Source organism: Limimaricola litoreus, from assembly GCF_024159025.1.
GTDB classification, from domain to species: Bacteria; Pseudomonadota; Alphaproteobacteria; order Rhodobacterales; family Rhodobacteraceae; genus Limimaricola; species Limimaricola litoreus.
In genome coordinates this window covers 1-21,170 of the sequence record NZ_JAMYXC010000275.1, presented here as the reverse complement: position 1 = coordinate 21,170, position 21,170 = coordinate 1, and the positions used below count along the sequence as shown (strand labels likewise).

Annotated in this window: 22 protein-coding genes; 5 read left to right on the top strand and 17 right to left on the bottom strand. The window is 69.0% G+C overall.

What is annotated here, in order from left to right; all coding sequences use genetic code 11:
* The 5 genes from NHG85_RS17305 to NHG85_RS17285 form a co-directional block, all read left to right on the top strand.
* Positions 1–372, top strand: a 372-nt coding sequence (locus tag NHG85_RS17305) for a DUF1194 domain-containing protein (protein ID WP_253334771.1), incomplete at its 5' end; no start/stop codon positions are given.
* 130 nt (positions 373–502) lie between these two features.
* Positions 503–949 carry an SspB family protein gene (locus NHG85_RS17300; RefSeq protein WP_253334772.1) on the top strand — a complete coding sequence of 149 codons (447 nt, stop codon included), beginning with the start codon at positions 503–505 and terminating at the stop codon, positions 947–949.
* A gap of 77 nt (positions 950–1,026) precedes the next feature.
* Entirely contained in the window at positions 1,027–2,427 is a 1,401-nt protein-coding gene (gene fumC / locus NHG85_RS17295) for a class II fumarate hydratase (protein ID WP_253334769.1), read from the top strand.
* Positions 2,424–2,600, top strand: a complete 177-nt coding sequence (locus NHG85_RS17290; RefSeq protein ID WP_253334767.1) for a DUF4169 family protein — start codon at positions 2,424–2,426, stop codon at positions 2,598–2,600. Before fumC ends, NHG85_RS17290 begins: the two co-directional genes overlap by 4 nt.
* Positions 2,593–2,817: a ribbon-helix-helix domain-containing protein gene (locus NHG85_RS17285; protein WP_253334765.1), complete on the top strand. Its 225-nt coding sequence runs from the start codon at positions 2,593–2,595 to the stop codon at positions 2,815–2,817. The genes NHG85_RS17290 and NHG85_RS17285 overlap by 8 nt, the downstream gene beginning before the upstream one ends.
* Here NHG85_RS17285 and NHG85_RS17280 read toward each other — a convergent pair.
* From NHG85_RS17280 to NHG85_RS17200, 17 genes are all read right to left on the bottom strand, one after another.
* Positions 2,814–4,175 (bottom strand): cytochrome P450, encoded by a 1,362-nt coding sequence (locus tag NHG85_RS17280; protein ID WP_253334763.1) that lies wholly within the window; start codon positions 4,173–4,175, stop codon positions 2,814–2,816. The two genes, NHG85_RS17285 and NHG85_RS17280, sit on opposite strands and share 4 nt — an antisense overlap.
* The gene (locus NHG85_RS17275; RefSeq protein ID WP_253334762.1) at positions 4,172–5,398 is read right to left on the bottom strand and encodes a hypothetical protein; all 1,227 of its coding nucleotides are present in this window, start codon (positions 5,396–5,398) and stop codon (positions 4,172–4,174) included. Before NHG85_RS17275 ends, NHG85_RS17280 begins: the two co-directional genes overlap by 4 nt.
* Before the next feature lie 65 nt (positions 5,399–5,463).
* Positions 5,464–6,219: a cytochrome c biogenesis CcdA family protein gene (locus NHG85_RS17270; RefSeq protein WP_253334761.1), complete on the bottom strand. Its 756-nt coding sequence runs from the start codon at positions 6,217–6,219 to the stop codon at positions 5,464–5,466.
* A gap of 100 nt (positions 6,220–6,319) precedes the next feature.
* On the bottom strand, positions 6,320–7,357 hold the full coding sequence (locus NHG85_RS17265) for an ABC transporter ATP-binding protein (RefSeq protein ID WP_253334760.1): 1,038 nt from the start codon (positions 7,355–7,357) through the stop codon (positions 6,320–6,322).
* Positions 7,354–8,151: an ABC transporter permease gene (locus NHG85_RS17260; protein ID WP_253334759.1), complete on the bottom strand. Its 798-nt coding sequence runs from the start codon at positions 8,149–8,151 to the stop codon at positions 7,354–7,356. The genes NHG85_RS17265 and NHG85_RS17260 overlap by 4 nt, the downstream gene beginning before the upstream one ends.
* Entirely contained in the window at positions 8,148–8,978 is an 831-nt protein-coding gene (locus NHG85_RS17255; RefSeq protein ID WP_253334758.1) for an ABC transporter permease subunit, read from the bottom strand. Before NHG85_RS17255 ends, NHG85_RS17260 begins: the two co-directional genes overlap by 4 nt.
* A gap of 1 nt (position 8,979) precedes the next feature.
* Positions 8,980–10,197 carry an ABC transporter substrate-binding protein gene (locus NHG85_RS17250; protein WP_253334757.1) on the bottom strand — a complete coding sequence of 406 codons (1,218 nt, stop codon included), beginning with the start codon at positions 10,195–10,197 and terminating at the stop codon, positions 8,980–8,982.
* 119 nt (positions 10,198–10,316) lie between these two features.
* Positions 10,317–11,468 (bottom strand): c-type cytochrome, encoded by a 1,152-nt coding sequence (locus tag NHG85_RS17245; RefSeq protein ID WP_253334755.1) that lies wholly within the window; start codon positions 11,466–11,468, stop codon positions 10,317–10,319.
* A complete protein-coding gene (locus tag NHG85_RS17240) occupies positions 11,465–12,064 on the bottom strand; it encodes a cytochrome c oxidase assembly protein (protein ID WP_253334747.1) in 600 nt (199 codons plus the stop codon). The genes NHG85_RS17245 and NHG85_RS17240 overlap by 4 nt, the downstream gene beginning before the upstream one ends.
* A complete protein-coding gene (locus NHG85_RS17235) occupies positions 12,055–12,477 on the bottom strand; it encodes a hypothetical protein (protein WP_253334745.1) in 423 nt (140 codons plus the stop codon). The genes NHG85_RS17240 and NHG85_RS17235 overlap by 10 nt, the downstream gene beginning before the upstream one ends.
* Before the next feature lie 11 nt (positions 12,478–12,488).
* On the bottom strand, positions 12,489–15,059 hold the full coding sequence (gene ctaD, locus NHG85_RS17230) for a cytochrome c oxidase subunit I (protein ID WP_253334743.1): 2,571 nt from the start codon (positions 15,057–15,059) through the stop codon (positions 12,489–12,491).
* Positions 15,056–16,066, bottom strand: a complete 1,011-nt coding sequence (locus tag NHG85_RS17225) for a cytochrome c oxidase subunit II (RefSeq protein WP_253334741.1) — start codon at positions 16,064–16,066, stop codon at positions 15,056–15,058. Before NHG85_RS17225 ends, ctaD begins: the two co-directional genes overlap by 4 nt.
* A gap of 331 nt (positions 16,067–16,397) precedes the next feature.
* Positions 16,398–17,117, bottom strand: a complete 720-nt coding sequence (gene queE / locus NHG85_RS17220; protein ID WP_253334734.1) for a 7-carboxy-7-deazaguanine synthase QueE — start codon at positions 17,115–17,117, stop codon at positions 16,398–16,400.
* Positions 17,114–17,482 carry a 6-pyruvoyl trahydropterin synthase family protein gene (locus NHG85_RS17215; protein WP_253334733.1) on the bottom strand — a complete coding sequence of 123 codons (369 nt, stop codon included), beginning with the start codon at positions 17,480–17,482 and terminating at the stop codon, positions 17,114–17,116. Before NHG85_RS17215 ends, queE begins: the two co-directional genes overlap by 4 nt.
* Positions 17,482–18,180, bottom strand: a complete 699-nt coding sequence (queC, locus tag NHG85_RS17210) for a 7-cyano-7-deazaguanine synthase QueC (protein WP_253334732.1) — start codon at positions 18,178–18,180, stop codon at positions 17,482–17,484. Before queC ends, NHG85_RS17215 begins: the two co-directional genes overlap by 1 nt.
* Before the next feature lie 94 nt (positions 18,181–18,274).
* The gene (locus tag NHG85_RS17205; RefSeq protein ID WP_253334730.1) at positions 18,275–20,338 is read right to left on the bottom strand and encodes an NAD(+) synthase; all 2,064 of its coding nucleotides are present in this window, start codon (positions 20,336–20,338) and stop codon (positions 18,275–18,277) included.
* A gap of 71 nt (positions 20,339–20,409) precedes the next feature.
* Complete coding sequence (locus tag NHG85_RS17200) at positions 20,410–21,009, bottom strand: exopolysaccharide biosynthesis protein (RefSeq protein ID WP_253334728.1); 600 nt, start codon at positions 21,007–21,009, stop codon at positions 20,410–20,412.
* Positions 21,010–21,170 lie beyond the last annotated feature (161 nt).

The following is a 21,170-nucleotide window of genomic DNA, read 5'->3' as shown; positions in this document are numbered from 1 at the left end:
ACGGCCCCGGCCGAGGCGCTGGAGGCGGCGCTTGCGCTGATGGCGCGAGCCCCCGATTGCCACCGCCGGGTGATCGACGTTTCGGGCGACGGCACGCCCAACGACGGCGGCGATGTCGGCGCGGCGCGGCGTCGCGCCGAGGCGATGGGGGTCACGGTCAACGGGCTCGCCATCGAGAGCCTCGGCCAGGCGATCACCGGCTTCTACCTGCGCCATGTGGCCACCCGCGACGGCTTCGTCATCACCGCGCGCGGCCACCGCGACTACCCGCGCGCAATGCGGCTCAAGCTGCGCCGCGAGCTGGTCCGGCTTCTGGGCCACGGCCCCTCCGCCCCGCCGATGCGCCGAAGCCACGCGCCCCGCCCGCGATAGGGCCGCAAAGCCGTTGCCCGTGGCCCGCCCCCTTTCATCCGCCTCCGAATCCCCTATGCTTGGCACGACCGCGAAAGGATGACGCCACGTGACCCGCCCTGCCAACCGCACCATCGACTACGGGAACCTGATGCATCGCGCGATGCGCGGGCTGATCCAGGAGGTGCTCGAGCGCATCGCCGTCGAGGGCCTGCCGGGCAAGCATCACTTCTTCATCACCTTCGACACGATGCATCCCGACGTGGAGATCGCCGACTGGCTCTCGGACCGCTACCCGGGCGAGATGACCATCGTGATCCAGCACTGGTTCGACAATCTCACCGTCACCGACGAGGGCTTTTCCGTCACGCTGAACTTCGGCGACAGCCCCGAGCCGCTCTACATCCCCTTCGACGCGATCCGCACCTTCGTCGACCCCTCGGTCGAGTTCGGCCTGCGCTTCGAGAACCAGGACGAGAGCGACGACGAGGAGGAGGACGAGGAGGCGCCGATGCAGGAGATGGCCGAGCCTGAGGAGGAGCCCGCCAAGAAGGGCGAGGCCCAGGTCGTCAGCCTCGACAGCTTCCGCAAGTCCTGAGCCCGGTCATTTAGACGATTGCCCAGGGGGCGGCGCGCGCGGTAGATGGCATGCGACGGCATACCAGGGAGACCGCGATGAGCCAGACCACCCCCACCCGCACCGAATCCGACAGCTTCGGCCCGCTCGAGGTCCGCGCGGACCGTTACTGGGGGGCGCAGACGCAGCGCTCGATCATGAACTTCCCGATCGGCTGGGAAAAGCAGCCCGTGGCCATCGTCCGTGCGCTGGGCGTGATCAAGCAGGCCTGCGCCGAGGCCAACAAGGCGCGCGGCAAGATCGAGCCCGAGATCGCCGATGCGATGATCGCCGCCGCCTCCGAGGTCGTGGCGGGCAAGCTCGACGATCATTTCCCGCTGGTGGTCTGGCAGACCGGCTCGGGCACGCAGTCGAACATGAACGCCAACGAGGTGATCGCCAACCGCGCGATCGAGATGCTGGGCGGCGCGATGGGCTCCAAGACGCCGGTGCATCCCAACGATCACTGCAACATGGGCCAGTCGTCGAACGACACTTTCCCGACCGCGATGCACATCGCCGTCGCCACCACCGCGCGCGGCGTGACTCTGCCGGGGCTGGAGAAGCTGCATGCCGAGCTGGCCGCGAAGGCCAAGGCCTTCGAGGGCATCATCAAGATCGGCCGCACCCACACCATGGACGCGACCCCGCTGACGCTGGGCCAGGAGTTCGGCGGCTATGCGCATCAGGTCGCCATGGGCATCCGCCGCATCAAGGCCGCGCTCCCCGCGATTTACGAGCTGGCGCAGGGCGGCACCGCCGTGGGCACCGGGCTCAACACGCCCCATGGCTGGGGCGAGACCGTGGCCGAGAACATGGCAAGGATCACCGGCCTGCCCTTCGTCACTGCGCCCAACAAGTTCGAGGCGCTGGCCGCGCATGACGCGATGGTCGAGATGTCGGGCGCGCTGCGCACCGTCGCCGCCTCGCTGTTCAAGATCGCCAATGACATCCGCCTTCTCGGCTCCGGCCCGCGCTGCGGCCTCGGCGAGCTGATGCTGCCCGAGAACGAGCCCGGCTCCTCGATCATGCCCGGCAAGGTCAACCCGACCCAGTGCGAGGCGCTGACGCAGGTCTGCGCCCATGTGATGGGCAACGACGCCGCCGTGGGCTTCGCGGGCAGCCAGGGGCATTTCGAGCTCAACGTCTACAAGCCGATGATGGCCTACAACGTGCTGCAGAGCATGCAGCTTCTGGGCGACGCCTCGGTGGCCTTCACCGACAACTGCGTCGCGGGCATCGCCGCCAACGAAGAGCGGATCGAGAAGCTGATGCGCGAAAGCCTGATGCTGGTGACCGCGCTGGCCCCGACCATCGGTTATGACAACGCCACCACCGTCGCCAAGACGGCGCACAAGAACGGCACGACCCTGAAGGAAGAGGCGATCAACCTCGGCTTCGTCGACGCCGAGACCTTCGACCGCGTGGTGCGCCCCGAGGAGATGATCGGCCCGAAATGAAGCCGGTGAACCTGAACCAGTTCAGGAAACAGAAGGCGCGGGCCGAAAAGACGGCCCGCGCCGATGCCAATGCCGCGAAGTTCGGCCGCACCAAGGCCGAGAAGGCGCGCGACGCCGCCGAGGCCGAAAGCGCGGCCCGGCGGCTCGACGGGCATCGGCGCGACGATGAGTGACGGCCGGCCCGTCAAGCGCTCGCTGACGCTCAAGGGGCACCGCACCAGCGTCTCGCTGGAGGATGCCTTCTGGCGCGCCTTTCGCGACATCGCTTCAGCCGAGGGCCGCACGATCAACGGACTGGCCGCCGAGATCGACGCGGGCCGGGGCGACGTCGGGCTGGCCTCGGCGATCCGGGTCTTCGTGCTGCGCCGGGTCATGGACCGCGCGGGCTAGGCCCGGTCCCGCCGCGTCACCCGCAGCCTGATCCCGGCCTTCGAGCGCACCGTCAGATGCGCCACTGGCACCGGCACGTCGCCCTCGACCGGCGCGAAGCGGTAGCGCACCAGCAGCGCCGCCAGCAGCACCGCCGCCTCGGCCATGGCGAATCCCGCGCCGGGGCAGACGCGCGGCCCCGAACTGAACGGCAAAAAGGCGCGCCGCGCGCTTTCCTTCGTCTCGTCGCGGCTCCAGCGGTCGGGGTCGAAGGCGTCGGGATCCTTCCAGAACCGCTCGTGCCGGTGCAGGTGCCACGGCGACAGCACCACCTGCGTGCCACGCTTGAGCACGCGGTCGCGAAACCGCTCGGGGCGTGTCGTCTCGCGCACCATCATTGGCACCGGCGGATAGAGACGCAGCGCCTCGCGCGTGACGTCGCGGATGAGCTTCAGCCTGGAAAGCTCCGGGAACGCACCGGAAAACGCCCCTGCCTCCGCCGCCGCGCGCTCCTGTATCTCGGGATGCGTCGCCAGCAGGTAGAGCGTCCAGCCCAGCGTCGAGGCGCTGGTCTCGTGGCCCGCGAGAAAGAAGATCGCTACCTGATCGACCATCTCGTCGGGCGAGAACCGCTCCCCCGTCTTGGGATCGGGCGTGGTCATGATCTTGGTGGCGAGGTCGGGCGGCGCGTCGCCCGACCCGATGCGCTCCGCGCGCTCGGCCACGAGCCCCGCGATCAGCCCCCTGATGCGCCTTGCCGTGGCGCGCGTCTCGCGCGAATGAAGCCGCGGCATCCAGCCCGGCCCCTTCACGAAGGCCGCGAGGTTCAAAAGCGGCTGGCTGCGCTGATGGGCGTGAAAGGCTTCAAACGTCGCCTGCGCCGTCTCGTGCTCGATCGGGATCGAGAACAGCGTGCGAAAGATCACGTCGGCTGCGGCATGGCTCGCCTGTGCCTCGATCTCGACCGGCCGTCCATCGGCCAACGGGCCGAGCCGCGCCACCGCCGCCGCGCCCGCCGCCTGCATCGCGGCGAAGCTCTCCCTGAGCTTGCCCCCTTCGAACGCCGGGTCGATGATCCGCCGCTGATGCTCCCACCGGGCCCCGTTGGTGAGAAACACCGAAGCCCCGAGCAGGGGCCGCAGCCCCGCGCCGATCCGTTCGGATTTGGGAAAGTCGCGCGGCCGCTCCTTCAGCACGCATCGCAGCAGCGCCGGATCGTTGACCAGCACCGAGCGGAAGAAGGGCGTGCGAAACTCGGCCATCCAGGCACGGTAGAGCCGCGCGGGCTGGGCCGAGAGGATGTCGGCGCGAAACAGCCTGAGGTGCCGCCAGAGCGACACGCGCGGCGCGCGGGGCACGGGCTTGGGCGGCAGGCTCATGCGACGGCGACATGCGGCGACAGCGCCCGGCGGATGGTGGAACGCGAGGGCGCGCGGCTTGCGAAGCGCTCGGCCAGCGTCAGCGGCCCGGCGGTGAGGCGGAAATAATCGTAATCGCCGGGCCGGTCGAAGGCGCAGAGATACTGGAAATGCAGCCGGAAGAAGCGCCAGCGCAGTTCGCGCCAGCGCGCGGGGCTTAGCGTCTGCGTGAAGGCGGCCGAGATCACCAGCGGCCAGCGCTGGTCGGGCGTGGCGACGCCCGACACCGCGACCGGGTCGCACAGCGCAAAGGCGCAGCCGTCGCCCGGTGCCGTCACGTCGAGCCATGTCAGCTCGTCCCGCGCGCCCAGATAAGCGAGATCGGCGCGCAGGCGGCGGGCCTCGGGCAGAAATGACATCATCGGCACCACCTGCCCCAGCGAGACGAAACCCAGCGCCGGGCCGCCCTCGGGCACCCGGCCCGCGCGAATGAGGTCCGACAGCACCGAGACCGCGAGATGCGCCCCCGAGGAATGGCCGACCACGAGCACTTCGTCGACATCCTCCTGCAGCGCCGCGGCGATGTGGTTCTCGAACAACGCCAGCCGCGCCTCCAGCGCATCGGGATTCGCCCCGCCCCAGCGCGCCGCAAAGGCGTAGTCATGCATGAGATAATAGGCAAAGAAGCGGCGGTCATGGCGTTTGAACCACGACAACACCCCCCAGACCGCCGCCGCCAGTACCGGCCAATAGGCGACCCAGCCCGGCACCCCGGCCCAAAGCGCGAGCCGTGCCGCGCCAGCGCCCGCCAGTGCGCCCAGACCCAGCGCCAGCCCGAGCTGCACCACCAGCATCACCACCGGGTAGAGTGCTGCGATCACCGGCCCCTTCCTGAGCCGCATCAGCCGCCCCAGCGCGTCGCTGGCGATATAGGTCCAGGCGGTGCGCAAAAGCTGGCCGTAGGTCGCCAGAACGCCACCCCGCATCTGCTCGCGCACGATGTCCGACCAGACCAGAACCTCGAACTCGGCGCGCACCTCGCCGCCCTCGATCCTTGCGGCGACATCCCAGCCGAAGCGGCGCCCCTTGGCGGGTGCAAGCGCGAGGTCGAAGCCCGAAAGCGCGGCCTGCGCAGCGCCCTCGCGGCGGTAGAGCTCGCGGTAGCGGCGCGGGTGGATCGGGTCGAAGCCCGGGATGTAGAACACCCGCCGCCTGCGCACCCCCCGCATCGATGATCCGTCCATGGCCTGCCCCCTTTGAGGTGCAGGTTAGAGGAGGAAGCGGGCCACCATAAGGCCGAATGCGGGCCTCAACCGAGTGCCGCGAGGGAGGGAAAGGTTTCGAGCAGCCAGAAGCTGAAATCGGAAAATTGCCCGGTCAGCATCATCAGCCCCACGGTCCACAAAAGCAGCCCCGAGGTGCGCTCGATCCGGCCCATGTGCCGCTTCATCCAGGCCATGGCCCCCGAAAGCTTGGGAAAGAAGGCCGCCACCAGCAGGAAGGGTATCCCGAGCCCCGCGGCATAGACCGCAAGCAGCGCGGCCCCGCGCGTCATGTCGGCCTCGGTCGCGGCCAGTCCGAGGATGGTGCCGAGAATGGGGCCGAGGCAGGGCGTCCAGCCGAAGGCGAAGGCCAGCCCCAGTACATAGGCGCCAAAGGCCGAACCGCCGCGATCCCCGCCCGAGACCCGCGCCTCGCGGTCGAGAAAGGGAATGCGGAGGACCCCCGCGAAATGCGCGCCGAAGATCATGATGGTGATCCCGGCAATAATGTTGAACCAATCCTGAAACTGCAGGAAGGCGCGCCCCAGCGCCGAAAACGCGACGCCGAGCAGCAGGAAGACGGTCGACAGGCCCAGCACGAAGAACAGCGCCGCCGTCATCACCCGCCGCCGGTCGCCGCGCGGGGCCGAGAGGTCGGTCACCGAGACGCCGCCCATATAGGCCAGATAGGGCGGCACGATCGGCAGCACGCAGGGGCTCAGGAAGGACAGAAGCCCCGCCGTGAGCGCGATCATCATCGCGGGAAGCAGGGTCGCGTCGAGGATCAGCTCGGCTGAGAACATGGGGGCACTCCTTTGATCCGGCGAGGCTATCAGCCGCGCGCGGAAGCGTCACTGCCGCGCGGCTCACTTCGGTGTGCGGCAATGTGTCAGGCATGGGGGTTCAGACGCCGGGCAGCACCCAGAGCGCCTCGCGCGGCAGGCGCCAGCGCACGTCCTGCCCGGGCACGGCACCGCGCGCGGCACCGGCGCGCATCAGCGCTTCGAGCCGCAGGCCGGCGGCCTCTGCCGTGATCCGGGTCAGCAACCCTTCGAAGCGGGTCTCGATCACCCGCAGCGTCACCGCGTTCTCGCCCTCGCCCGGCTCGATCGCCTCGGGGCGCAGCGTCAGGCAGCCCTCGCCCGCGGGCGCGGCCCGAGGCAGGGCAAGCCGCCCCAGCGCGCAGTCGAAAGCACCATTCGCCGAGCGGCCGGGAATGAAGTTGCAACCGCCGAAGAAGCGCGCCACCTCGAGATCGGCGGGCCGGTTCCACAGCTCGGCGCCCGCGCCGATCTGGTGGATGCGCCCGCCCAGCATCAGCGCCACCCGGTCGCCCAGCACCGCCGCCTCCTCCTGGTCGTGGGTGACCACCAGCGTGGTGATCCCGGTCTCGCGCTGCAGCCGCCGGATCAGCGCGCGCATCTCGGTCCGCAGATGCGCGTCGAGCGACGAGAGCGGCTCGTCGAGCAGCAACAGGCCGGGCTTGAGGACCAGCGCGCGCGCGAGCGCCACGCGCTGCCGCTGCCCGCCCGACAGCTCGTGCGGGCTGCGGTGGCCGAGATCGGCCAGCTGCACCTGCGCCAGCGCCTCGGCCACGCGCGCGGCGATCTCGCGTTTGGGGCGGCGCTGCATGCGCAGGCCAAAGCCCACGTTGGACGCCACATCCATATGCGCAAAGAGCTGCCCCGATTGGAACACCAGCACCGCCTCGCGCCGCTCAGGCGGCAGATGCCCGACGGAGACGCCGTCGAAGCGCACCTCGCCCGCGTCGGGCGCGATCAGCCCGGCGATGACGCGCAGCGCCGTCGTCTTGCCGCAGCCCGAGGGGCCCAGGAGCGCCACCATCTCGCCATCCGCGACATCGAGCGACAGCGCATCGAGCGCCGGGCGCTCCGTGCCCGGGTGGCGCAGGTCGAGGGTGTCGAGTGTCAGCCGCGTCACCGCGTTCCTCCGATGCTCATGCCGCGCCCGGCGAGCTGTCGCGCCACCAGCGCGAGGATGACAAGGCCGGGCGCGAGGCTCAGCATGGCGAGCACGCCCGCCTGATCGTTGCGCCCCGCGCCCGCCTGCGCATAAAGCAGCAAGGGCAGCGTCACCACCCGCCCGCCGCCGATGGTCAGCGTCAGGATGTATTGCGACCAGGAGACGAGAAAGGCGAAGAGCCCCGCCACCATGACCCCCGGCGCGATGGCGGGCAGCATGACGTGCCACAGCACCTGAAGCGGGCGCGCGCCCAAGCTGCGCGCCTGCGCCTCGGCCTCGGCGTCGTAATTGGCAAAGACGCCCGACATGACGAAGACCACATAGGGCAGCGTCGGCACCAGATGCACCAGCACGACGCCGAGCGCGGAATTGGTCAACCCCAGCCGCAGGAACACGCCGTGCACGCCCAAACCCACCGCGATGCCCGGCACGATCACCGGGGCCAACAAGGCCAGCTCCACCAGCGCCTTGCCGCGAAAGCGGTAGAGCCCGAGCGCCCGGCCCGCCGGGATGCCCAAGGCCAGCGCCAGGGCCGCGGCGGCAAGCGCGATGCAGGTCGTGGTCATCAGCGCGCCGGGAATGTCCGAGCGGGCTGCGAAGGCGCGCATCCATGGCTCCAGCGTCCATGTCGCGGGAAGGATCTGCGGATAGAACCAGCCGCGCGCCACCGACCACAGCGCCAGCGGCACCAGGGGCGCCATCAGCGCCGCGATCAGCAGCACGCCCAGCGCCATGCGCGCCCGCGCGCTCATGAGCGCCCCGCAAAGGCCGCGCGAATCAAGAGCGCCGAGACCAGCGCGATCAGCATGGCGATGGCCATCGCCTCGGGGCGGGCGGCGAGGTCGGGATCGGTGAAGCGCTGCCACGCCAGCACCGGCAGCGCCGGCGGCGCGCTCTGACCCAGAAGCACCGGCACCTCCCACGCGCCGAAGGAAAAGGCAAAGACGATGGCGCCCGCCCGGATCAGCGCCGGGCGCAGAAGCGGCAGCAGCACGAGACGCATCGCGGCGAAGGGCGAAGCGCCCAAGCTGCGGGCCGCGGCCTCGGGATCGTCGCCGATCGATTGCATGTTGGCCAAGAGGATCAGCCCGATGAAGGGCACCTCCTTCCAGACGTAATGCGCGATGATGCCGATGGCATGGCGGTCCTGCGTCAGCGCCGGAAACCCGGCGGGCCCGTCGATCAGCCCCGCCCCGCCCGCAAGCCGCGCGAGGAAGCCCGATTGCGACAGGAGCCACAGGATGCCCAGCGCGCCCACTGCATGCGGGATGGTGAGGTTGATCTGGAACAGCAGCCGCGCCAGCCCCTGCCCCGGAAAACGGCGGCGCAGCAGCAGCGCGGCCCCGAGACCGAGGCCGCAGGCCAAGGCAGTCGAGGCGAAGGCGATCCAGAGCGACAGGCCAAGCGCGCGCCAGACCCGCCCCTCCGACAGCACCGCCAGCCAGGGCTCGAACGTCCAGCCGCCGCGCCCCATGCCGAAGGAGCCCGCGAGCCCGAGCACGAGCCCGCCGCCGAACAGCACCGCGATCACGCCAAGCGCGGGCGCGAGCGACAGCCATGGATGCCCGCGCCCGATCACCTCAGTTGCCGACGTTCTCGATCCAGCCATCCTCGATCTTCGAGGTCCAGTCGGGGGTCAGCTCCGGCAGGGCCGCCTGCCCCAGCTCCTCGATCGAGACGACCGAGGGGTGCCGCTCAAGCGCTGCAAAGCCCGCCTGCACCTCCTTTGAGGCGCGGTCCGGCTCGATCACCGTGGCCGCGCCCCAGACCTCAGGCTGCGCCTTCTCGAGCTGCGCCTCGCCCGACAAGAGCAGGTTCTGCGTCACCAAAGCCGCCGCCTTGTTCGCGGCGTTGACAGGGATCACCATGTAGTTGGTGTTGGCCAGCGTGCCGTCGCTCAGCCCGTAGGATTGCATCGTCTCGGGGAAGATGCCGTTGGCGACCGCCGTGCCGACCTCGGCCGGGTCATAGGTGAAGAACAGATCCACCTCTTGGTTGGCGAACATCTGCTGCAGCTGGGTGATCGAGGTCGGATAGGTCCGCCCCTCGCGCCACAGGTGCGGCTCCAGATCGTTGAGGATCTCCCACGTCTCTTCGGCGACCTCGTCGAACTTTGCCTGATCGAAGGGACCGATCAGCGCGTCCGCCCCGCCCGCGACATGGGTGAAGACATGGCGCACGAAGGCGGCACCCGTGAAATCGGGCGGCGCGGGATAGGTGAAGCGGCCGGGGTTGGCCTCGGCCCAGTCGATGAGTTCGGGGATCGAGCGCGGCGGCTCGGGCGTGCGGGCGGTGTCATTGGCAAAGGCGAACTGCACCCGGCTCCACGGCACCTCACAGCCCTCCACCGGCGTGCCGAAATCATTGGCGATGGCGGGGTTGTCGAAATTGACGAGATCCGCGTTGGGCAGCTTGTCGACATAGCCGCACCACGCCAGATCGCCCTGCTTCATGGTGCGGAAGTTCTCGCCGTTGATCCAGATCATGTCGACCGCGCCCTCCGCTGCTCCGGCCTCGACCTCGCCCAGCACGATGTTCACCGCCTCGGCCGTGTCGGTGAGCGGCACGCGGTTGAGCGTGATGTCGTAATCGTCTTCGAGCTGGCCGCCGATGTAGTCGGAGACATAGGCGTTGATGTTGTCGGCCCCGCCCCACATGAAGACGTTGACCTCGCCGCCGCGCGCGGTCTCGACGATCTCGTCCCAGCTCATATCGAGCAGCGCATCGCCCTCCTGCGCATGGGCCAGTCCGCCCGCGAGGATCAGCGCACCGCCGAGCCCTGCCATCATCCGCTTCATGCCGTTCTCCCCTCGATGCCGCCGGGTCGCACCGCCCGGTTTCCCTCTCCGGGGTGTGCCCGCGCGGCAGTATCGGTGCAACACACCAATATGTCAGGCCCTTGCAATATCTGCGGGTCTCAGTGATCGGCGGGCAGGCGCATCGGGTTGATCCGGCCGCGCCGCCCCTCTCCCGGGGCGGCGATTTCGCCGGTGCTTGGGTCGAGTGCGGCATACCACGCGGCCAGCGCCTCGATCTCCTCTTCCTCCAGCTCCTGCGCCGCGACGCGCATCAGGTTGTAGGCCTCGGTCCCGCCGCGCACCCCGTCGCGCCAGAGCCGCAGCTGGGTGATGAGATAGGCCTCGTCCTGCCCGGCCAGCGGCGGGAACTTCCCCTCCAGCTCCTCGCCGCCCAGACCCGCGAGGTCGCGCGGCCCCGGCCCGTGGCAGGCGGTGCAGGCGGGCACGTCGTCGGTGCCTGCGCGCGCCAGCTTTTCGCCAAGGGTCAGCGTCTCGGACCCGGCCGCGCCGCTCGATTTCGGCGGTGCTTCGTGCCCGGCGAACCATTCGGCCAGGTCGCGCAGCTCATCGGGACGCAGCTCGGAGGCCGCGTGTTGCATGATGCCGCTTTCGCGCCGCCCCTCGCGGTAGGCGGTGAGCGAGGCCTCGATGTAATCGGCTTCGAAGATGTCGAGCCGGGGCACATGCGCCTGCGTGCCCCCATGGCAGCCCGCGCACCACGCCGCCCCCTTGGGAGCGTCCAGCGCCGCGCGCGCGGTGATCTCGGCCTGCCGCTCGGGCGTGATGGCCGCGTTCTGGATCGCGCGCAGATAGGCCACGACGGCCCAGACGTCATCCCCGCGCGAGGAGGGCCATTGCGGCATGCCCGACATCTTCACCCCCTCGTAGAGGATCCAGTGCAGCTCCTGCGGGCTCCATCTGCCCACCGCTTCGGTGATGTGCGGCGGCTCGGGGTTCATGCCGCGCACCGTGGCGGTCCGCTCCTTGCCCGGCACCGCGTGGCACATGGCGCAGGCGGTCTCGAAATGCCGCGCGCCAAGCTCGATCAGCGCCGGGTCGTCGAGGTTCGGGGCGGGCGTTTCGGGCGCGCCGGAATAGAGATCGACCGAATTGCGATATGTCGTGTGCAGCGCCCAGTATGTGGGGGCGAGGTGCCCCGCGCGGGCGGAAACGTTGTAGAGCCCGAAGGCCACCGTCGCGCCGCCCGCGAGCGCCCCCGCCACGGCCAGCGCGCCGAGCGTGTAGAGAACCGTCCTTGTCCGCTGCCTCATGCCGCGGCCTCCTTTTCGTTCACCGCGCGGGAGGTGAGCCACAGCCCCGCCACGAGATAGACCGGCGTGCCGATGCCGAGCATGATCATGCCGCCCATCTGCTGGCCCGTCAGGTTCGGCATCAGCCCGCACCACGCGGCATAGAGATCGCGCGGCGCGAGGATCAAGAGCGCGCCCAGCAGCGTCATGTGCATCGAGGTGAGCAAGAGCCCCCCCGCCCCGGCCAGAGGATGCGCCGCCCGCAGGCAACCCGCCCAGACCAGCAGCCCCGCGAGCAGGAAGCTTGCCTGCTCGGCCACGAACCAAGGCGCCGCCTCGTAGGAGAGCGCATGCGCGCGCGGCAGGTGCCAGGCCCAGACCACCGCGAATTCGAGCACGGCGGCGATGAGCGGGCCCGGCGCCAGCGCCCGGCCCAGCGCGGGCCAGCCCAGCACCAGGAGCGGAGCCGCCAGCGCCACGAGCACCATGTGCCGCAGCATGTGCCCCGCAAAGGGCCCGTCGAACCACATGGCGCGCGGCGCGACCCAGACCGCCGCCAGCAGCCCCAGCCCGAGGATCAGCGGCACCGGCCTGATCGCGCCGGGGCTCACCGGCACGTGCCCAGGATCACGAGCGGCAGCGTGTCGTAGACCACGCCGATGAAGGAGACGACCGCCAGCAGAAACCCGGCATGGCCGAGGAACTGGTGCCGGTCCTCGGCGCTGCCCTCGGGGTTGGTGAATTCGCCGGTGTCATACACGTCCCAGCGCCGAAAGGCGCGCCAGCCGATCCAGGCGATGGCGGCGAGCATCACCACGGTCATCGCGATCAGCCCGAGCCTGAGCGTGCCCATGTCGACCATGCGCTCGAACTTGAAGCAATAGACCGAGACGGCGGCATAGCTGATGGCGAAGTGAAAGGCCCAGATCGTCGGCGCGAAGGCGATGCGCCACAGGCTCTCGCGCTCCTCGCCGAACTCGTGCTCGTCCTCGCGCGGATGCGGCTGGCGGTCGTGATCGTCGCGGTCCATGCGCCCCTCCCTCACATCAGCCGCGGCACGAGGCCGATCATCGCCCCCGTGACCAACGCCGTCAGGCCGAGAAAATGCCAGAACAGCGTGACGTTCCACAGGTCCGCGTCATAGCGCGGGGTGAGCTTGCCCAGGAGGCTGCCGGCGAGGCAATAGCCCTGCATGATCGTACCGACGATGCCATGCGCCACCACCCAGACCATCAGCGCCCACATCATCGCCGGGTAGACATGAGACGTCGGATCGAGATCCAGAACCGACAGGATGAAGCCGCCCATGCCAGACAGTGTCAGCAAGGGCGCGAGCGCAAGGGCCGCGCGCGCCGCGGCCACGCGCCCCGCCCGATTCAGCCCACGCGCGCCGCGCGTCAGCGCCCATGACAGCGCGAAGGCCGCGGTGGCCAGCGCCACGACGTAGCCCGAGGCATGCTCGGCACCGGGCGGCGGGAAGGCGCTGTTTGAGGTCCAGTAGAAGAACACGCCAAAGACCAGCGAAGCGAAGGCCGTGGCATCGCCCAGCATGGTGATCCAGACCGCCCACCAGCCCACCGCCTGCGGCCCCGCGGCATAGGTCGGCAGGCTGAGGCCGAGGCCGACGTCCTTCATGTCCTTCTCGGGCGGACGCGCGGTCGAGGTCCACAGCCAGTAAAGGATGCAGACCACCGCGAAGGCGGCGCAGATGATGGCCGGGGTGTAGATGTGGAAGGTCGGGAAGATGAAGGCGCCGCCGGTGAAGCCCGCGGCCATGATGGTGATATAGGCCGGGCCGGTGACGCGCTGCACCTGGATGGGCCGGGCGTCGATGACGCTGGTCACGACGGTCTCGCGCAGGCCCTCCTCGGCATCGGGCAGGTAATAGCGCCCCGCGTCCATGCGATCGACCAGCTTGGGCTGGTCCCACAAGGGATAGCGCGAGGTGATGTGCGGGATCGAGCGGACCCCCCACTTGGTCTCGGGGATCTCGTGGCTCCATTCCAGCGTGCCGCCGCCCCACGGGTTGCGCGCGATCTGCGGCTGATCCTTCTTGGGGCGAACGATGTCCCAGGCAAAGACCGCGAAACCGGCGGCGACGATGAAGGAGCCCACGGTCGAGATCTGGTTGAGCCAGTCGATGCCGAGGCCTTCGGGATAGGTGTAGACCCGGCGCGGCATGCCCAGAAGCCCGGTGAGATGCATCGGCAGGAAGGTGATGTTGAAGCCCGTGAAGATCAGCCAGAAGGCCCAGCGCCCGAGCCTTTCCGACAGCATCTTCTTTCGGAAGAACGGAAAGAAGTAATAGACCCCCGCGATCACCGGAAAGACCATGCCGCCGAACAGCGTGTAATGCAGGTGCGCCACGATGAAATAGGTGTCGTGCACCTGCCAGTCAAAGGGCGCGACCGCGACCATGACGCCGGTGAGACCGCCCGCGGTGAAGATCGCCAGAGCACCCGCGATCCACAGCATCGGCAGCGTCATCACCACCCGCCCCGCGATCAGCGTGGCGACGAAGGCGAAAAGCTGGATGCCGGTCGGGATCACCACGGCCTCGGAGGCCGCCGAGAAGAAGCCCAGGGAGATATTGGGCAGGCCGGTGGTGAACATGTGGTGCACCCAGAGCCCGAAGCTCAGGAAGCCGGTGCCCACGGCCGAAAGCACGATCCAGGAATAGCCCAGGATCGGGCGTCGCGCGACGGTGGGCACGATCATCGCCGCGATGGCGATCGAGGGCAGGAAGATGATGTAGACCTCCGGGTGGCCGAAGATCCAGAACAGGTGCTGCCACAGCATCGGATCGCCGCCGCGGGTGTGGTCGAAGAAGGGCCAGTCGAAGGAGCGCTCCAGCTCGAACAGGAAATCGCCCGCGATCAGCGGCGGAAAGGCGAAGAGGATCATGCCGCCCACCACGAGGACGTACCATGCGTAGAGCGGCATGACGTTGACCCGCATCCCCGGCGGCCTGCACTTCAGCGCGCCGACGATCAGCTCTACCGCGGCGGCGATCGAGGCCACCTCGATGAACGACAGGCCCAGAAGCCAGATGTCCGAGCCGATGCCGAGCTCGATCGTGGCGAGCGGCGGATACATGAACCAGCCCGCCTTGGGCGCGGCGGAGAACAGGATCGAGCCGATCACGAAGACGCCGCCGATCAGGAAGCACCAGTAGCCATAGGCCGAGAGCCGCGGGAACGGCATGTCGCGCGCGCCCAGGAACGCGGGCAGGATCAGGATCGAGATCGCCTCGAACATCGGCACGGCGAAGAGGAACATCATCGCCGAGCCGTGCATGGTGAAGAGCTGGTTGAACATGTCGGCCGAGATCAGGTCGTTCTCGGGCACCCAAAGCTGCAACCGCATCAGGAGCGCCATGACGCCCGCCATCAGCATGAAGGCGAAGGCGGTCATGGTGTACCACACGCCGACCTCGGAGTTGTTCACGGCCGTCCAGTAGCGCCAGCCTTGCGGCGTCTTCCAGGCTTTGGCCAGCCGCTCCCTTTGCCCTGCCTGCACCTCCTCGGGCACCGGCTCGTTCAGCATCTCCTCGGTCGGGGGATAGACGCCCTTGGCCGCGAGATCGCCTGCGGGGATACGGTTCTGGCTCATTCGAGACCCTCGAGATAGGCGGCGATCGCGCCGATCTGCGCGTCCGAAAGGTGGTCATAGGCGGGCATCTCGGCGCCCGGTTTCCAGGCGCCGGGATTGGCGACCCATTTGGCGAAATCCTCCAGGCTCGTGCCCAGCCGCCCGGCGGCGAGCGAATGGCGCGAGCCGACATGGGTGAGATCGGGCCCCACCTGCCCCACGGCGGGCGTGCCGCGCACCGCGTGGCAGGCGCCGCAGCCCTGGGACAGGAACAGCGCCGCGCCGCGCCCGGCCTCGGGCGTGGCGGGGGGCGCCGCCGGGGTGGCCTCGGCCTCGAGCCAGGCCTCGAAGGCCGCGGGCTCCATCACCTCGGCCTCGAAGGCCATCCAGGCGTGGCTTTCGCCGCAGAACTCGGCGCATTGGCCGCGGTAGACCCCCGGCACCTCCGGCCCGAGCGTCATCTCGTTCACCCGGCCCGGAAACATGTCCATCTTGCCGCCCAAGCTCGGCACCCAGAAGGAATGGATCACCTCCTTGCTGTCGAGCAGGAAGGTCGAGCGCACGCCCGCCGGAAGCCTGATCTCGTTGGCGGTGACGACCGTGGAGCCGTCCTCGCGCTCGTATGCGACGCGCCACCACCATTGTTCGCCCGTCACCCGGATCACCGGCCCGTCGCCGGTGGCGCGCAAGTCGGGCATGAGGGTGAGGCCGTAGACCAGCAGCGCGCCGAGGGTGACGGTCGGAAAGGCGATGCCGCCGAGGATGACCAGCCAGTTGGCCATGCGCTGCGAATGCGGCGCCGGGCTGCGGCGGGTGGCCCAGTAGAATAGCCCGTTCATGCCGAACCACAGCACCACCGCGCCGATCAGCATCACCACGAAGAGATCGGTCAGGATGCGCGCATCCGCGCCGCCGTCGACCAACACCGACTGCCGCCCGTCGCAGGCGGCAAGCAGCAGTGGCGCGGCAAGAAGCAGCCGCGACGATCCGGGCGGCAGGGGTCTTCGGGCGCGGGTGTCGCGGGTCATGCATCGTCCGTCAAAGAGGCCCCGGGGGCCAAGGTCACGACAATGAGAGCGCGCGCGGCGTTGCGGTCAAGCGCGCGGCGGCGTTAAAGACACACGCCAAGGGGGAAACCGGTGAGCCTTTGCCGCGCCGTCCCGGCCCTTCCGCTCGGCGGATGCTCCATGCTCGACAAGATCAGACCCGCCCACGCCTTCATTGCCAGCCACGCCCCCGCGCTGGCGTGGCGGCCGATCTCGCCCATGCCTTGGGCGAGACCGCGGCGGATAGCGCCAAGCTTCTGGCCGAAGCCGCCTTCCTGAGCGCCTTCATCAAGGCGCGGCGCGGCCTCGCAGGCTAGACGCCGCGCTTGTTGCCCCAGATCAGCACGTGCAGCTGCGGCAGCACCCGCGCCTCGAACCAGCCATCGGCGAGCGTGCGGCTCACCAGCCAGTCCATGCGGTCGGTGATGCCCTCCATGTCGATCTCGGCATCCTCCGCCTCGGGCGGTGGCGGGGTGTGGTTGCCGGGCTGAAGATAGACCGGCAGCGCCGGGTAGCGCGCCGCCACGTCGCGGGCCCAAGCGTAATCGGTCTCGTCGAAGACCACGATCTTGAGGATCGCCTCCGCCTTCCCCGCCGCAGCGAGGCACTCGTCGAAACGGTCCCAGTCCGGCACCTCGCCCGATGAGGGCGGCTTGGGAGAGAGCACCAGCGGCTCCAGCCGGGAGAACCAGTTGCGCGCCACCGAACCTTGCGTCTCCAGCGCGAAGCGGTAGCCCAGCGCCCGGCCCGTCTCGATCAGCGGGCCGCAATCCTGGATCGCCGGGTTGCCGCCCGAGATCGTGACGGTGAGGGGCCGCCCGCCGGAGAGCTCCACCACCTTGGCCCAGACCTCACCCGTCTCCATCGCCGCCCATGTGTGGCGGTATTCGCTCTCGACCGAATGCAGGCTGTCGCACCACGAGCAGCGGTAGTCGCAGCCGCCCAAGCGCACGAAGACCGTCGCCTGCCCGATCAAAGCGCCCTCGCCCTGGATCGTCGGGCCGAAAATCTCCGATACCCTGAGCGTGGTCATGCCGCGCTCCGGGGCCGGTACTCCGCCCATGTCTTGGGCGTCTCGGAAATGCGCACGGCGCTGACCTGATCCCAGCGGGCGCGCGCCCAGTCATAGATCGTCCTGGCCAGCACTTCCGAGGTCACATGGTCATGGCCGAACACCTCGTTGAGGTGGCGGTGATCGAGATGATCGTCGATCCAGGTCTTCAGCGGCTTCAGCGCCCGGTAGTCGAGCACGAAACCGTTCGCGTCGAGGTCCTCGGCCTGCAGCTCCACCACCGCGATGTAGTTGTGCCCGTGCAGCCGCGCGCAGGGGTGATCCTCGGGCAGGTCGCACAGCTGGTGGCTGGCGGAGAAGTGGAACTCCTTGGTGATGGTGTACATCAGCGCGCCCCCTTCTTCACGGCCTCAAGCCAGTAGTCGGGGTCGGCGTATTCGGTCGGGTCCTCCACACCCGCGAGGTGGAAGGCCTCGCGCCGCTCGACGCAGGTGCCGCAGCGGCCGCACTGCTTCTCGCCGCCCTTGTAGCAGGACCACGTCTCGGCAAAGGGCGTGCCGTGCTTCGCGCCCTCGGTGACGATCGCCGATTTCGGCGCGTGCACGAAGGGGGTGTAGAGGCGGATGTCGGCATAGCCGTCGAGCGCATGGCGCTGCATCGCCTCGAAGCTTTCGGTGAACTCGGGCCGGCAGTCGGGATAGATGAAGTGATCGCCGCCATGCACCGCCGTCGCCACCGCATCGGCTTTCTGCGCTGCCGCCACACCGAAGGCCACGGTCAGCATGATGGCGTTGCGGTTGGGCACGACCGTGCTCTTCATCGTCTCTTCGGCGTAATGCCCGTCCGGCACCTCGACATCGTCGGTCAGCGCCGAGCCGGTGAGATGCGCGCCGATCCCGCGCATGTCGATCAGGTGGAACGGCACGCCCAGCCGCTCGGCGGCGGCGCGGGCGAAGTCCAGCTCCTTGGAGTGGCGCTGGCCGTAATCGAAGGAGATCAGCCCCGCGAGTTCGTTCTCGGCGGCGACCTTGTGAGCGAGCGACACGCTATCGAGCCCGCCCGAGCAGATGACATAAGTTTTCATTTGATCCGTCCTTGTTTTGACCGGGTAGGCTGCGACCGGTGCCCGGACCATTCCGGGCGACCCCGTCTAACGCATCCCGGCGGGACAGGAAAGATCAGCCTTCGGGCACGTTGTCGCGCAGCTCCGCAAGCCAGACGGCCGCACTCGCATCCGAGGGCGCACGCCAGTCGCCGCGCGGGGAAAGCGAGCCGCCCGCCGAGACCTTGGGCCCGTTCGGCATGGCCGAACGCTTGAATTGCGCGAAACCGAAGAAGCGCTGGACGAAGACCTCCAGCCATTTGCGGATTTCAGGCAGGTCGTAGGTCCTGCGCTTGTCCTCGGGAAAGCCGATCGGCCAGAGCCCGCGTTCCGCATCATGCCAGGCGTGCCAGGCGAGAAACGCGATCTTGGAGGGCGGCAGCCCGTAGCGCATGGTGTGGAACAGGAAGAAGTCGTGCAGCGCGTAGGGCCCGATCCGGTCCTCGGTCGATTGCAGCTCCTCCTCCTCGGACTGCGGTACCAGCTCGGGCGAGATCTCGGTGTCGAGAATCGCCTGCAGCACGTCGGTGGTGGCCTGCTCCTCGAACTGACCCGAGCGGATCGACCAGCGGATCAGGTACTGAATGAGCGTCTTCGGCACGCCGGAATTGACGTTGTAATGGCTCATCTGGTCGCCGACGCCGTAAGTGCACCAGCCCAGCGCCAGCTCGCTCAGATCGCCCGTGCCGACGACGATGCCGCCGTTCTGGTTGGCAAGCCGGAACAGGTAGTCGGTCCGAAGCCCCGCCTGCACGTTCTCGAAGGTCACGTCATAGACCGGCTCGCCGCCCGAGAACGGGTGCTCCATGTCGGACAGCATTTGCCGCGCGGCGGGGCGGATATCGATCTCGGCGGCCTCGATCCCCATCGCGCGCATCAGCTTCCAGGCGTTGGACTTGGTCGCGTCGCCAGTGGCGAAGCCGGGCATGGTGTAGCCCAGGATCGTGTCGCGCGGCAGGCCCATCCGGTCGCAGGCCTTGGCCGCGACGATCAGCGCGTGGGTGCTGTCGAGCCCGCCGGAGATGCCGATCACCAGCTTGGGGTTGCCGATCGATTCCATCCTCCGGCGCAGCCCCTCCACCTGGATGTTGAAGGCCTCGTAGCAGTCGAGGTCGAGATGGCTCTCGCGGTTGGGGACATAAGGGTAGCGGCGGATCGGGCGCATCAGCCCCGCATCCTCGAAATGCGGCTCATGGGTGAACCGCACGCGGCGGAAGGCCGGGGCCTCGCCCTTGCCCGCGTCGTTGAAGGTGCCGGTGCGCATCCGCTCGTTCAAAAGCCTTTGCGTGTCCACGTCGGCCATGCACAGCTCGGGCTCCGTGTCGAAGCGGCCGGACTGCGCCAGCAGGTCGCCCATCTCGTAGATCGCCCCCTGCCCGTCCCAGCTCAGATCGGTGGTGCTCTCGCCCGGACCGGCGGCGGAATAGGCATAGGCGGCAAAGCTGCGCATCCCATGGCTGCGGCACAGCACGTGGCGGTCGTCGGATTTGCCGATCACGATGTTGGAGGCCGAGAGATTGGTGAGGATCAGCGCGCCCTCGGTCGCGGCGGCGCTGGACGGCGGAACCGGGGCCCAGAAATCCTCGCAGATCTCGGTGTGAAAGATCATTCCCGGCAGATCCTCCGCCTCGAAGATCAGATCGGTGCCGAAGGGCACCTCCTCGCCTCCGAGCCGCATCACCCGCCCCGTGACGCCGCGCCCCTCGGCGAACCAGCGCTTCTCGTAGAACTCGCGGTAGTTGGGCAGGAAGCTTTTGGGCATCACGCCCAGCACCCGCCCGCGCGAGATGGCGATGGCGCAGTTGTAAAGCCGCCCCTCATGCCGCAGCGGCGCGCCGATGAGCAGCACCGGCGCGAGCTTGGCGCTTTCCTCCACGATCCGCTCCACCGCCGCCTCGACGGCGTCGAGCAGCGCGGTCTGCATGTGCAGGTCGTCGATGGCGTATGACGATACGCAAAGCTCGGGGTAGACGACGATATCGGCGCGGGCGCCATGCGCGCGGCGCGCCTCGTCGATCACCGCGTCGCGGTTGAAGCTCACATCGGCGGGCCGCACCCGAGGCGTCGCGGTGGCGACGCGCACGAAGCCGTGCCGATGCAGGGAATGAAAGGCCTTCGCGCCCTCGGGCTTCATCGTCATCTCGTCGTCTCCAGCTGTGCGGGCGCATCGACCATGCCGCGCGCCGGGTCGGGTTTCCAGCCCCCTCGGGTTCAGCCGCCGCCACCCCCGCCGATCATGCCGAAGCCCACGCCCAGCGCCACGAGGCTGAGCACGAAGCCCAGCGCCATCAGCACACCGTCGCGCAGGGTCATGGCAAGGCCGAAGGCGGCGATGGCGGCCATCGGCGCGGTCGAGGCAAAGGGGACAAGCTCAAGCGGCGGCACGGTCAGGCACAGGATCAGCACCGCGATCCCGGCGATGCGGCTGGCCTTGGGCCCGGTCAGCGCCTCGAGCCGCCCGTGGAACCAGCGGTCGAGCCAGCGGCCGATCCCGCGCAGCTTGTCGGCCGATTTGGCGAGCTTGTCGCCCGAAACCGAGCGGTTTTCCAGGAAGCCCGGCAGCCACATCTCGTCGCGCTGCATGACGATCTGCACCGCAAAGAGCGCGATGATCAGGGCAAGGAGCGTCGGCACGCCGGGTACGCCGCCGATGGGCGATATCTCGATCAGCGCGGGAACGAAGAGAAACGGCCCGAAGCCGCGATCGCCCAGCGCGCCGGTGACGTCGCCCACCGTGGCGCGATCGTCATCGCGGCCCTCCTGCTCCAGACGGTCGAGGATGTCCTCGACCGCGCGCGACGAACTGCCCATGCTCAACCTCCGCTCGTATCACGAGGGTCCAACAACGCCGTGGCGATGCTGTTCCCGCGCGCGGCCCGGATCAGTCGATATGAGGCCGCGCCCGCCCTTCGTCCCGGCGCGCGGCGGAGGATGCGCCGCCCGGCACGAGGTGGCCCAGAAGGCGCTCGCGC